We start from the raw sequence: 13,022 nt of genomic DNA on the forward strand, positions 1-13,022 counted from the left end.
TTTTTATGTTGGGGAATGATGGTGGTGGGGGAAGGATTCGAACCTTCGAAGTCGATGACGGCAGATTTACAGTCTGCTCCCTTTGGCCGCTCGGGAACCCCACCAGGGGTAATTCACATTTTGAGGTAATGCTGAGAGATGGTGGTGGGGGAAGGATTCGAACCTTCGAAGTCGATGACGGCAGATTTACAGTCTGCTCCCTTTGGCCGCTCGGGAACCCCACCACGGGGTAATGCTATTTACTGGCCCGCTTCCTGCTGGAAGCGGGGCGCATCATATCAAATGACACGCCCCTGTAAAGCGTTACCACAATAAAAATAAACTGGTTGCCTGATTTTTACGCGCAAAGCTGGAAAGCTAACCAGTTCATTTCATTGTCGATTAAAGAATAATCGTTCTGTTACCGTAGACAAAGACACGCTGTGCCAGCACCTGATACAGCGCACGGCTTAACACATTCTTCTCAACGTCACGGCCAGCGCGCATCATGTCTTCAGCCGTGTAGGTGTGATCCACGTGAATGACGTCCTGCATGATGATTGGGCCTTCGTCCAGATTGTCATTCACGTAGTGCGCGGTCGCGCCGATGATCTTCACGCCGCGCTCGTACGCCTGATGGTAAGGGCGGGCACCAATGAAGGCTGGCAGGAATGAGTGGTGAATGTTGATGATCTTGTTCGGGAAACGCGCCACGAAAGAGGGCGTCAGCACGCGCATATATTTCGCCAGCACCACGTAGTCCGGATTATGCGCTTCAATGGCTTCAGCCATCAGGTTGTCATGCTCTTCACGGGTATGGCCTTCATGGCTCACCAGTTCAAACGGAATATCAAACCGTTCAACCAGCGTGCGCAGGGTCTCGTGGTTGCCGATAACCGCGGCGATTTCAACATCCAGACCGCCGTAATTGGCTTTCATTAGCAGATCGCCCAGGCAGTGAGCTTCTTTAGTCACCAGAATCACAACGCGGCGACGGCCCGCTGGATTCAGCTCGCGCACCGAACCTTCCGGCAGCGCGCTGTCCAAATCGGCAAGCAGGGTGGTGTCGTTGAAAATACCTTCCAGTTCGGTTCGCATGAAGAAACGACCGGTACGGTGGTCAACGAACTCGTTGTTCTGCACGATATTCAGTTCATGTTTGTAGCAAATGTTGGTAATTCGTGCGATCAGCCCTTTTTGATCGGGACAGATAGTGCGCAGAACTTTACGTTGTAATGATTGCATCGCCGGGAAATCCTGTTTGTATTTGCGAAGTCTGGGTTGTCAGGCGTTACTGCCCGCAACACTTTTTAAATTTTTTACCTGAACCACAAGGGCAGGGATCGTTACGACCAAACTGTGGGCGCGTACCGTCAATATAATACCATTGCCCGCTTTCCTTTAAGAACCGGGAACGCTCGATAATGGCGCCAGGTTTATTGTTTTCGGTAAAGCGGGCGACAAAGCTGACAAAGCCTTCGTCGTCGTGACTGCCGGGTGACGATTCAAAGACGGTAAGTCCTAGCCATTGGGTATGCGTAAACCCGGCTTCGATCTCTTGTCTGAAGTCGGCGGCGTGGCAGGATGGGTGCCAGGTTTTTATCAGGTAGTCTGAGTCTTTGATCACAAAAGCAGTATACCGTGAACGCATGAGGTGTGACGGGTCCGGTGCAACCTGATTGCCAGAAAGATATCGCTGGCAACATAGGCTATACTCCAGAGCGCTACCACAGGGGCAGAGTTGAGACACGATTCTCTTCCTGGAATAAAAAATAAGGGCGTTAAACGCCTCGGGTAGCACTATGTTAACTGAGCTGTTGCGTTGACGCTATGTCAGGAATCCAGGGGAAGTAAAACAGGGCTAATGAGAAAGGTTAAAATTGGACTGGCGCTGGGCTCAGGTGCAGCCCGGGGATGGTCCCACATCGGCGTGATTAATGCCTTAAACAAGATGGGCATTGACGTCGATATCGTTGCGGGATGTTCCATAGGATCGCTTGTCGGCTCCGCGTATGCGTGCGGCAAACTCCCGGAACTCGAAACCTGGGTACGTTCCTTCAGCTACTGGGACGTGCTTCGCCTGATGGATCTCTCCTGGCAGCGCGGTGGACTTTTGCGCGGCGAACGCGTCTTTAACCAGTTCCGCCAGGTTATGCCTCTTCAGGACTTCACGGATTGTCAGATGCCTTTCGGTGCCGTCGCGACGAATCTCAGCACCGGACGCGAACTCTGGCTGACCGAAGGAGATATTCACCTTGCGGTGCGTGCCTCATGCAGCATTCCCGGGCTTATGGCACCTGTCCCCCATAACGGTTATTGGCTTGTCGACGGTGGCGTCGTTAATCCTGTTCCCATCTCTCTGACGCGTGCCATGGGGGCCGATTTCGTGATTGCCGTGGATTTGCAGCACGATGCTCACCTGATGCAGCAAGACCTTATGCCGGTCAATCTCCAGAGCGAAGATGCCGAAGGCGAGAAGCTTGCCTGGCACGCGCGTTTGCGTGGAAGGATTGGGCGTCTGGCCGCACGACGCTCGGTCGCCGCACCGACGGCGATGGAAATCATGACCACCTCTATTCAGGTTCTTGAGAATCGCCTTAAACGTAACCGTATGGCTGGCGATCCTCCGGATATTCTTATTCAGCCATACTGTCCACAAATCTCTACCCTTGATTTCCATCGGGCTGAGGCCGCCATCGCAGCGGGCTCATTAGCCGTCGAAAAGAAAATAGACGAGTTGCTGCCTTTTGTGCGAACAGCACGTTAAGCACCTTTTTTTGACTACTTCAGCAAAATCTGACAGGCGATAGTACCGATAGCATGCCACTATTTAGTAACTATCAGCCAGGGGAGGAACCATGACGCAGCCATTGGCCGGAAAACACATTTTGATTGTTGAAGACGAGCCCGTTTTCCGATCGCTACTGGATTCATGGTTATCCTCACTGGGCGCAAACACGTTACTGGCTGAAGATGGCATCGACGCGCTGGAAAAAATGACCAGCATTGCGCCCGATCTGATGATTTGCGATATCGCGATGCCGCGCATGAACGGACTGAAACTGGTTGAACATCTGCGTAACGAGGGTGACCAGATGCCCATTCTGGTGATCTCTGCGACAGAAAATATGGCGGATATCGCCAAAGCATTGCGCCTTGGCGTCCAGGATATCCTGCTTAAACCCGTTAAAGATCTGAACCGGTTACGTGAAACGGTATTAGCGTGCCTCTATCCGAATATGTTTAATTCCCGCGTTGAGGAAGAGGAACGTCTTTTCCAGGACTGGGACGCGCTGGTAAGTGATCCGCCTGCGGCAGCCAAACTGTTGCAAGAACTTCAGCCACCCGTTCAGCAGACTATTTCACACTGCCGCGTAAATTATCGCCAGCTGGTGGCGGCTGACCAGCCTGGGCTGGTGCTGGATATTGCGCCACTGTCTGACTCTGATCTCGCGTTTTATTCTCTGGACGTAACCCGTGCAGGGGATAATGGCGTATTAGCCGCGTTGTTACTTCGTGCGCTATTTAACGGTTTATTGCAGGAACAGTTATCGCATCAGGGACAACGGCTTCCTGAGTTAGGCAGTTTACTCAAACAAGTAAACCAGCTTTTTCGTCAGGCCAATTTACCGGGACAGTTCCCGCTGCTGGTGGGTTATTACCATAGCGGTTTAAAAAATCTTATCCTCGTTTCAGCAGGTCTGAATGCGTCACTGAATACGGGCGAACACCATATTCAGGTGAGTAACGGTGTACCGCTTGGAACACTGGGTACGGCGTATCTTAATCAAATTAGCCACCGTTGTTCCTCATGGCAGTGCCAAATTTGGGGGGCTGGGGGAAGGCTACGCTTAATGTTGTCCACGGAATAAGCAACTGGAGCGTAATTTTAAGATTGCTTTACCTCTGTTTTCTCGGGAGTGCTACTATCGCAGCCCAGAATCATGCGTATTTGTCCTAATTGATCGGCAACGCGTTCTTTTCAGACCCGGACTGTAGGGCGAGGCTGATATACTCAACGCGTTATTTATTGCATAAAAGTTCAAAACTTGAACAAATCAGGAGAATTTGAATGGCTGCCCTAAATTCGAAAGTCAGAAAGGCCGTCATCCCGGTAGCGGGATTGGGGACCAGGATGTTACCAGCAACTAAGGCGATTCCTAAAGAGATGTTGCCTCTGGTTGATAAGCCATTAATTCAGTATGTCGTCAATGAGTGTATTGCAGCCGGCATCACTGAAATTGTGCTGGTTACGCATTCATCAAAAAACTCTATCGAAAACCACTTCGATACAAGTTTTGAACTCGAAGCCATGCTGGAAAAACGTGTTAAGCGTCAGCTGTTAGAAGAAGTTCAGTCTATTTGCCCTCCGCACGTCACCATTATGCAGGTGCGTCAGGGGCTGGCTAAAGGCCTGGGTCACGCGGTGATGTGTGCACACCCGGTTGTCGGTGATGAGCCGGTAGCGGTTATTCTGCCTGACGTTATTCTGGATGAATACGAATCCGATCTTTCCCAGGACAACCTGGCAGAGATGATCAAGCGTTTCGATGAAACGGGTAGCAGCCAGATCATGGTTGAGCCTGTTGATGACGTGACGGCTTACGGCGTGGTTGACTGCAAAGGCGTTAACCTTGAACCAGGCGAAAGCGTACCCATGGTTGGCGTTGTAGAGAAGCCTAAAGCCGACGTAGCGCCTTCTAATCTGGCGGTTGTGGGTCGCTATGTCCTGAGTGCTGAAATCTGGCCTCTGCTGGCGAAAACGCCTCCAGGCGCAGGGGATGAAATCCAGCTGACCGATGCTATCGATATGCTGATCGAGAAAGAGACCGTTGAGGCTTACCATATGAAAGGTAAGAGCCATGACTGCGGTAATAAGCTCGGTTATATGCAGGCTTTCGTTGAATATGGCATTCGCCACAATTCACTGGGTGAAGAATTTAAAGCCTGGCTCAATGAGAGTATGGGTATTAAGAAATAACCCCCCGGTGTAAATGTCTGAAACCGGTGTGGCGTTGCCCACCGGTTTTTTTATGCCCATAAAACGCCCCGGGGTGCCTGATTGTAAGCATAGCTATATCGATGAATAACGCTTTATGACGTTGTGTAAGAGGATGTTTGCAATAAATTGCGGCCAAAAAAAATCCCGCCAGAAGCGGGATTTTTCTGAATTCGGCGTGATTAATCCTTGATCAGGAAGTCATCAAGCTGTTTACCTTGCTCATCCATAGCTTTCTTGATTACAGCAGGAGTGCGGCCCTGGCCAGTCCAGGTTTTAGTTTCGCCGTTCTCATCAACGTAGCTATATTTAGCAGGACGCGCAGCGCGTTTTGCTTTGGTACCGGTTTTAGCTGCAGCCATGCTGTTCAGCAATTCATTTGGATCGATACCATCAGCAATCAGCATTTCACGATATTGCTGCAGTTTACGAGTACGCTCTTCGATTTCAGCAGCAGCAGCGCTTTCTTCTTCGCGACGTTCATTAACTACAACTTCTAATTTTTCCAGCATTTCTTCGAGCGTTTCAAGGGTACATTCTCTTGCCTGCGCACGAAGAGTACGGATGTTGTTCAGAATTTTAAGTGCTTCGCTCATTGTAGTAATCTCAAACTTATAATGGGGGGTGGTTTGTTGTCCTAATAATAGAGCCATAAATTCAGTTGTGCAATAGCCAGGAATGTAAGGAATTCAAAAAATACTAAATAAAGCCGCTATTATTAATTACGCTAACTTAAATTTCCTCTTCGACTGTGTGTCGCTTGTTATCACGTTAACCTGCTTAACCCCGCCGATTGCATCTTTTTTTTGTGACATTTACCGCAGGAATTATAGTTTCGGCGGATAAATATCAGCCTTTTGTATTAGTTCCAGGCTGGGGTGTTAAGGCAGGAATAGTTAATAAATAGTGAATTTTAATGAACGCTGATGCCACTATAAAAAGAAGTGTTATGTTTGGCTCACCCTATAACATATTCACAAATGAGCTTATCTTTACTCTCTGTTTTAACGGATTATTTTCGCCAGAAGTAGCTGTTTTACACCTTTCAGCAAGGCATCTTCTGTGCGGCCTGTCGCGGAAGACCAGACAAAATATGGTACAATGAATCATCGGTAATATTACACATTGATTAGGGTTTTACGGCCAATGGCACAGCTTTATTTCTACTATTCGGCAATGAATGCCGGCAAATCTACCGCACTGCTGCAATCCTCATACAATTACCAGGAACGAGGGATGCGTACCGTTGTTTATACCGCTGAAATCGACGACCGCTTCGGTGCCGGAAAGGTGAGTTCAAGAATAGGCCTGTCTTCGCAAGCCAGATTGTTTAACCCGCAAACTGACCTGCTGAATGACATCCGCGCTGCGCATGCGTCAGAGCCTATTCATTGCGTTCTGGTTGATGAGAGCCAGTTCCTGACGCGTGAACAGGTTCATGCGCTCTCCGAAGTGGTGGATGAGCTGGATATTCCCGTTCTGTGCTACGGACTGCGTACGGACTTTCGCGGGGAGCTGTTTGCCGGGAGCCAGTATCTGCTCGCCTGGTCAGATAAGCTCGTGGAACTGAAAACTATCTGCTTCTGCGGACGTAAAGCCAGCATGGTGCTTCGACTCGATCAGGCCGGAAAACCTTATGCAGATGGGGAGCAGGTGGTGATAGGCGGCAATGAACGCTATGTCTCGGTCTGTCGTAAGCATTATAAAGAAGCGTTATCTGTCGGCTCTCTGACGGCGATTCAGCACGACAACAGAAAATAACCTCTTTGGTATTCAGACATAAAAAAACCCGCCTGGAAGGCGGGTTTTTTCATCAGGCTGTCAGTTAAGCGCTTTTCTTCGCTTTCTTGTCAGCTTTAATGACAGGTGCTTCTGTTTTCACAGCAGCAACGTCACCTTCTTTGAACTCACGACCGTAGTAGGTATCCAACAGAATCTGTTTCAGCTCGGAGATCAGTGGGTAGCGCGGGTTAGCACCAGTACACTGGTCATCGAATGCATCTTCAGACAGCTTGTCTACGTGAGCGAGGAAGTCAGCTTCCTGAACGCCTGCTTCACGGATAGATTTAGGAATACCCAGCTCAGCTTTCAGGCTTTCCAGCCATGCCAGCAGTTTCTCAATCTTCGCAGCAGTGCGGTCGCCCGGTGCGCTCAGACCAAGGTGGTCAGCGATTTCAGCATAACGACGGCGCGCTTGCGGACGGTCGTACTGGCTGAAAGCCGTCTGCTTGGTTGGGTTGTCGTTGGCGTTATAACGGATAACGTTGCTGATCAACAGGGCGTTCGCCAGACCGTGAGGAATGTGGAACTGTGAACCCAGTTTGTGCGCCATAGAGTGGCAAACACCCAGGAAGGCGTTCGCAAACGCGATACCGGCGATAGTGGCTGCACTGTGGACACGTTCGCGCGCTACAGGGTTCTTAGAACCTTCGTTGTAAGACGCTGGCAGGTTTTCTTTCAGCAGTTTCAGTGCCTGCAGAGCCTGACCGTCAGAGAACTCAGATGCCAGAACAGAAACGTAAGCTTCCAGAGCGTGAGTCACGGCATCCAGACCACCGAAGGCACACAGTGATTTCGGCATTTCCATAACCAGGTTGGCATCAACGATAGCCATATCTGGGGTCAGGGCGTAGTCAGCCAGTGGGTATTTCTGACCGGTTGCATCGTCAGTTACTACTGCAAATGGCGTAACTTCTGAACCCGTACCGGAAGTGGTGGTGACGGCGATCATTTTCGCTTTCACGCCCATTTTCGGGAACTTGTAGATACGTTTACGGATGTCCATAAAGCGCAGCGCCAGTTCTTCGAAGTGGGTTTCTGGATGTTCGTACATAACCCACATAATTTTCGCGGCATCCATTGGGGAACCACCACCCAGAGCGATAATCACATCTGGTTTGAAGGAGTTCGCCAGTTCAGCACCTTTACGCACCACGCTCAGTGTTGGGTCAGCTTCAACTTCAAAGAACACTTCAGTTTCAACGCCAGACGCTTTCAGAACAGAGGTGATCTGGTCAGCGTAGCCGTTGTTGAACAGGAAACGGTCAGTCACGATGAGCGCACGCTTGTGGCCATCAGTAATCACTTCATCCAGCGCGATTGGCAGAGAGCCACGGCGGAAGTAGATAGATTTCGGAAGTTTGTGCCACAACATGTTTTCAGCTCGCTTAGCAACGGTTTTCTTGTTGATCAGGTGTTTCGGACCAACGTTTTCAGAGATGGAGTTACCACCCCAGGAACCACAACCCAGAGTCAGGGAAGGTGCGAGTTTGAAGTTGTACAGGTCACCGATACCACCCTGAGAAGCAGGGGTGTTAATCAGGATACGGGCAGTTTTCATCATCTGACCGAAGTGAGCAACACGCTCAGGCTGGTTATCCTGGTCGGTGTACAGGCAAGAGGTGTGACCGATACCGCCCATGGCAACCAGTTTCTCGGCTTTCTCTACCGCGTCTTCGAAATCTTTCGCACGGTACATGGCAAGCGTAGGAGACAGTTTTTCGTGAGCAAACGGCTCGCTTTCGTCGACAACTTTTACTTCACCGATCAGGATCTTGGTGGTTGCCGGAACAGTAAAGCCTGCGAGTTCAGCAATTTTATAGGCGGGTTGACCTACGATAGCGGCGTTCAGCGCGCCATTTTTCAGAATGATGTCCTGAACCGCTTTCAGCTCTTTACCCTGCAGCATGTAGCCGCCGTGGCTGGCGAAACGCTCGCGTACAGCGTCGTATACGGAATCAACCACAACAACAGACTGTTCAGATGCACAGATAACGCCGTTATCGAAGGTTTTAGACATCAGTACGGAAGCAACGGCACGTTTGATATCAGCAGTTTCGTCGATAACAACAGGGGTGTTACCCGCGCCAACACCGATGGCAGGTTTACCGGAGCTGTATGCAGCTTTAACCATGCCAGGACCACCGGTCGCCAGGATCAGGTTAATGTCAGGATGGTGCATCAGTGCGTTGGACAGCTCAACGGAAGGTTGGTCGATCCAGCCAATCAGATCTTTTGGTGCGCCTGCGGCAATCGCAGCCTGCAGAACGATATCTGCTGCCTTGTTGGTCGCATCTTTTGCACGTGGATGTGGAGAGAAGATAATTGCGTTACGGGTCTTCAGGCTGATCAGAGATTTGAAGATAGCCGTTGAAGTTGGGTTAGTCGTTGGAACAATACCGCAGATAATACCGATAGGTTCAGCGATGGTGATCGTGCCGAAGGTGTCGTCTTCAGACAGCACGCCACAGGTTTTCTCATCTTTATAGGCGTTGTAGATATACTCTGAAGCAAAGTGGTTTTTGATCACTTTATCTTCAACGATACCCATGCCAGATTCGGCAACGGCCATTTTAGCGAGAGGGATTCGAGCATCTGCAGCAGCCAGAGCGGCAGCGCGGAAGATTTTATCAACCTGTTCTTGGGTGAAATTGGCATATTCACGCTGGGCTTTTTTAACGCGCTCGACGAGGGCGTTCAGTTCAGCGATATTAGTAACAGCCATAATGCTCTCCTGATAATGTTTAAACTCTTTTAGTAAACCAGCGCTCGATACGTCAGACAGTATAGACAGTGCCAATACGACTTGCGTTACATAAAGTAAAACAATGGGTTACTTTATGCTCCAGCACACTAATTTACTAAAAGAGCCTTACCTTAGCATCATCCCTTTTTGACAGGTGACCTTCCTGGGGGGCGTAATCAAGATTACTCACTTCTGAGTACGGAAATCATGATCTGCGTCAATTTCTCCCCAAGCTGATACCTTTCAGCAGGGTTATTTCATGGATATTTTTCCACTGTTAATTAATTAAGTAACTATTGGAAGTGGTGGCATCAATGATTCAACATATGTTTAACATTCTGAAATGCTAACGTTTTGGCACAGATTTCTGGTGAAGTATGCTAATAAAAAGCGTATCTTCAGCGCGATTTTTCATGACAACGTTGTCAGTCCCGGGCATGTGCAAAGGCGGAGCAAAACGTGATCCAAACGCTCTTTGATTTTCCAACGTATTTCAAATTTTTTATCGGTTTGTTTGCCCTGGTTAACCCGGTGGGTATCATTCCTGTCTTTATTAGTATGACCAGTTACCAGACGGCGGCGGCCCGGAACAAAACCAATCTCACCGCTAACCTGTCTGTGGCGATCATCTTGCTCACCTCGCTTTTCCTGGGGGATGCCATTCTCCAGGTCTTCGGTATCTCCATCGACTCCTTCCGCATTGCGGGTGGGATCCTGGTGGTGACCATCGCCATGTCGATGATCAGCGGTAAGCTGGGCGAGGATAAACAGAACAAGCAGGAGAAGTCAGAAACCGCGATACGCGAAAGTATCGGCGTGGTGCCACTGGCTTTACCGCTCATGGCCGGTCCCGGTGCTATCAGTTCGACCATTGTCTGGGGTACGCGTTACCATAGCCTCATGCACCTGATTGGTTTTTCTGTCGCCATTGCTGTTTTCGCGCTCTGCTGCTGGGGGGTATTTCGTATGGCGCCCTGGCTGGTTCGCTTGCTGGGACAGACGGGGATTAACGTCATCACCCGTATTATGGGGTTGTTGTTGATGGCGTTAGGGATCGAATTCATTGTCACCGGTATTAAAAGCATTTTCCCCGGCTTGCTACACTAATATTTCGAATGAAAAGAACGGAGCTACGGCTCCGTTTTTTTTACGTGAATATCAGCAAATCATATAACTAAAGTTGAAATGCTCACATATCATAATAAATTCTACTAATAATGTTCATCTCTTTTATTTCAAAGAGTTATGAATTTCGCACAATCCCGCCTGCACAGAAAATCTTCGAACGCTCTGTTATTTTACTCACACGATACTCTGGGGCTTGCTGAGAGATAACCGAAATGTTATTAGTAATTTCAACTTTCCCTTAGAGGAATGTGCTAAATAATGATCAGTTGTTAAATTTTTGTACAAAATCACTCAAAAGTAGCGCAGCGACGCGCGAGTAGAGGAAGTTTTCTCTACCTTATTGAATACCCGGTGTTTTTACCGGCTTTCGATGTCTGGCAGGGCTGCCCCCAACGATACGACGTACTTCGTAAAAGAGAATTGCTTAACAAATTTGCAAAATGTATTGGCGCGCGTTTACGCCATTTGATACTTTCCGGCCTATTATTTTGCAGCATAAAACAATCAGATGAGAATTATTTTCATATAGCTCTCTTCTCAGATATCCAGCTCAGGTCTCAAACAGGGGAGGCCTGTGAAGAATCGACGCAAGACGGCCATACGAGCAGTCAGTAATAAAAAAAGTCGGTGATAGCAAGTAGTAAAAGAAGAACCTGACAGCAGCAAAAAAAACTCCTGCGCTGTACAGGCCCCAACAGGGGAATAGACAGCTGGCGAAAGCCAGTAATTATAATGAGTGGAGTACCAACACAATGTCCATCATCACAAAAAAAAATCTGGTAGCGGCGGGGATTTTAACTGCGCTAATCGCGGGCAATGCTGCAATGGCTGCGGACGTTCCTGCAGGAGTACAACTGGCGGAGAAACAGACGCTGGTGCGTAACAACGGTGCGGAAGTTCAGTCTCTTGACCCGCACAAAATTGAAGGTGTTCCTGAGTCAAACGTTAACCGTGACCTGTTCGAAGGTCTTCTGGTGACTGACGTTGACGGCCACCCGGCACCGGGTGTGGCAGAAAAGTGGGAAAATAAAGATTTTAAAGTCTGGACCTTCCGTCTGCGTAAAGATGCCAAATGGTCCGACGGTACGCCGGTTACCGCCGAAGATTTCGTGTATAGCTGGCAGCGCCTGGCGAATCCAAATACCGCCTCTCCGTATGCGAGCTATCTGCAATATGGCCACATCGCCAATATCGATGACATCATCGCCGGTAAAAAGCCGGTCACCGACCTGGGCGTGAAAGCGATCGATGCCAATACCTTTGAAGTGACGTTGAGCGAACCTGTTCCGTACTTCTATAAGTTGCTGGTTCACCCATCCGTTTCCCCGGTACCAAAATCCGCTGTGGAAAAATTTGGTGAAAAATGGACGCAACCTGCCAATATCGTGACCAACGGTGCCTATAAGCTGAAAGACTGGGTGGTCAACGAACGTATGGTCCTGGAGCGTAACCCGCAATACTGGGATAACGCGAAGACCGTGATTAATCAGGTCACCTACCTGCCAATCTCTTCTGAAGTAACGGATGTTAACCGCTACCGTAGCGGTGAAATCGACATGACCTATAACAACATGCCGATTGAACTGTTCCAGAAGCTGAAAAAAGAGATCCCGAAAGAAGTTCACGTCGACCCATACCTGTGCACTTATTACTACGAAATCAACAACCAGAAAGCACCGTTCACCGACGTACGCGTTCGTACTGCGCTGAAGCTGGCACTGGATCGCGATATTATCGTGAACAAAGTGAAAAACCAGGGCGATCTCCCGGCGTATAGCTACACCCCTCCTTATACCGATGGAATGAAACTGGTTGAGCCTGAATGGTTCAAGTGGTCTCAGGAAAAACGTAACGAAGAAGCGAAAAAGCTGCTGGCTGAAGCGGGCTACACTGCCGATAAGCCATTAACGTTTAACCTGCTGTACAACACGTCAGATCTGCATAAAAAACTGGCTATCGCCGTCGCGTCTATCTGGAAGAAAAACCTGGGCGTCAACGTTAAGCTGGAAAACCAGGAGTGGAAAACCTTCCTCGATACGCGTCATCAGGGGACCTTCGACGTGGCGCGTGCAGGCTGGTGTGCGGACTATAACGAACCGACCTCCTTCCTGAACACGATGCTCAGCGACAGTTCAAACAACACTGCGCACTATAAGAGCCCGGCGTTCGACAAGATCATCGCTGATACGCTGAAAGTGTCTGACGATGCGCAACGCGCAGAATTGTACGCGAAATCTGAAGAGCAGCTCGATAAAGACTCTGCAATCGTACCGGTTTACTACTACGTTAACGCCCGTCTGGTGAAACCGTGGGTAGGGGGTTATACCGGTAAAGACCCGTTGGATAATATTTCCGTTAAGAATCTTTATATTATCAAGCATTAATGGCAAT

The 13,022-nt window shown here is 49.3% G+C and carries 10 protein-coding genes and 2 tRNA genes; 6 read left to right on the forward strand and 6 right to left on the reverse strand.

What is annotated here, in order from left to right; all coding sequences use genetic code 11:
• Positions 1–19: 19 nt before the first annotated feature.
• The 4 genes from O1723_RS09415 to O1723_RS09430 form a co-directional block, all read right to left on the reverse strand.
• Positions 20–104: transfer RNA gene (locus tag O1723_RS09415), tRNA-Tyr, on the reverse strand.
• A 35-nt stretch (positions 105–139) separates the two neighbouring features.
• Positions 140–224: transfer RNA gene (locus O1723_RS09420), tRNA-Tyr, on the reverse strand.
• Between the two features lie 157 nt (positions 225–381).
• Entirely contained in the window at positions 382–1,224 is an 843-nt protein-coding gene (purU, locus tag O1723_RS09425; protein WP_014884171.1) for a formyltetrahydrofolate deformylase, read from the reverse strand.
• Positions 1,225–1,270: 46 nt separating this feature from the next.
• Positions 1,271–1,729 carry a YchJ family protein gene (locus O1723_RS09430; protein ID WP_014884170.1) on the reverse strand — a complete coding sequence of 153 codons (459 nt, stop codon included), beginning with the start codon at positions 1,727–1,729 and terminating at the stop codon, positions 1,271–1,273.
• 114 nt (positions 1,730–1,843) lie between these two features.
• Here O1723_RS09430 and rssA point away from each other — a divergent pair, with 114 nt between their 5' ends.
• The 3 genes from rssA to galU all read left to right on the forward strand — a co-directional run bounded on the left by rssA (position 1,844) and on the right by galU (position 4,960).
• A complete protein-coding gene (gene rssA / locus O1723_RS09435; RefSeq protein ID WP_248191162.1) occupies positions 1,844–2,746 on the forward strand; it encodes a patatin-like phospholipase RssA in 903 nt (300 codons plus the stop codon).
• A 91-nt stretch (positions 2,747–2,837) separates the two neighbouring features.
• Positions 2,838–3,851 carry a two-component system response regulator RssB gene (rssB, locus tag O1723_RS09440; RefSeq protein ID WP_014884168.1) on the forward strand — a complete coding sequence of 338 codons (1,014 nt, stop codon included), beginning with the start codon at positions 2,838–2,840 and terminating at the stop codon, positions 3,849–3,851.
• A 200-nt stretch (positions 3,852–4,051) separates the two neighbouring features.
• Complete coding sequence (gene galU, locus O1723_RS09445) at positions 4,052–4,960, forward strand: UTP--glucose-1-phosphate uridylyltransferase GalU (protein WP_014884167.1); 909 nt, start codon at positions 4,052–4,054, stop codon at positions 4,958–4,960.
• A 200-nt stretch (positions 4,961–5,160) separates the two neighbouring features.
• Here galU and hns read toward each other — a convergent pair whose 3' ends face one another.
• Positions 5,161–5,574, reverse strand: a complete 414-nt coding sequence (hns, locus tag O1723_RS09450; protein ID WP_008502781.1) for a histone-like nucleoid-structuring protein H-NS — start codon at positions 5,572–5,574, stop codon at positions 5,161–5,163.
• 550 nt (positions 5,575–6,124) lie between these two features.
• Here hns and tdk point away from each other — a divergent pair.
• Positions 6,125–6,739, forward strand: coding sequence for a thymidine kinase (gene tdk, locus O1723_RS09455; RefSeq protein ID WP_014884166.1), 615 nt, complete (start codon positions 6,125–6,127; stop codon positions 6,737–6,739).
• A gap of 64 nt (positions 6,740–6,803) precedes the next feature.
• On the opposite strand, the gene adhE is transcribed toward tdk, so the two are convergent.
• On the reverse strand, positions 6,804–9,482 hold the full coding sequence (gene adhE / locus O1723_RS09460) for a bifunctional acetaldehyde-CoA/alcohol dehydrogenase (protein ID WP_014884165.1): 2,679 nt from the start codon (positions 9,480–9,482) through the stop codon (positions 6,804–6,806).
• A 480-nt stretch (positions 9,483–9,962) separates the two neighbouring features.
• On the opposite strand from adhE, the gene O1723_RS09465 reads away from it, so the two are divergent.
• Positions 9,963–10,610: a YchE family NAAT transporter gene (locus tag O1723_RS09465; protein ID WP_014884164.1), complete on the forward strand. Its 648-nt coding sequence runs from the start codon at positions 9,963–9,965 to the stop codon at positions 10,608–10,610.
• Positions 10,611–11,383: 773 nt separating this feature from the next.
• Positions 11,384–13,015, forward strand: coding sequence for an oligopeptide ABC transporter substrate-binding protein OppA (oppA, locus tag O1723_RS09470; RefSeq protein ID WP_014884163.1), 1,632 nt, complete (start codon positions 11,384–11,386; stop codon positions 13,013–13,015).
• Positions 13,016–13,022: the final 7 nt, after the last annotated feature.

Source organism: Enterobacter cloacae complex sp. HYC080_NIDB (assembly GCF_056673325.1).

Bases quoted from the DNA above. Each gene is read 5' to 3' on its own strand.
- purU (WP_014884171.1), bottom strand. From the start codon at position 1,224: ATGCAATCATTACAACGTAAAGTTCTGCGCACTATCTGTCCCGATCAA.
- galU (WP_014884167.1), top strand. From the start codon at position 4,052: ATGGCTGCCCTAAATTCGAAAGTCAGAAAGGCCGTCATCCCGGTAGCG.
- hns (WP_008502781.1), bottom strand. From the start codon at position 5,574: ATGAGCGAAGCACTTAAAATTCTGAACAACATCCGTACTCTTCGTGCG.
- adhE (WP_014884165.1), bottom strand. From the start codon at position 9,482: ATGGCTGTTACTAATATCGCTGAACTGAACGCCCTCGTCGAGCGCGTT.
- tdk (WP_014884166.1), top strand. From the start codon at position 6,125: ATGGCACAGCTTTATTTCTACTATTCGGCAATGAATGCCGGCAAATCT.
- oppA (WP_014884163.1), top strand. From the start codon at position 11,384: ATGTCCATCATCACAAAAAAAAATCTGGTAGCGGCGGGGATTTTAACT.
- rssB (WP_014884168.1), top strand. From the start codon at position 2,838: ATGACGCAGCCATTGGCCGGAAAACACATTTTGATTGTTGAAGACGAG.
- rssA (WP_248191162.1), top strand. From the start codon at position 1,844: ATGAGAAAGGTTAAAATTGGACTGGCGCTGGGCTCAGGTGCAGCCCGG.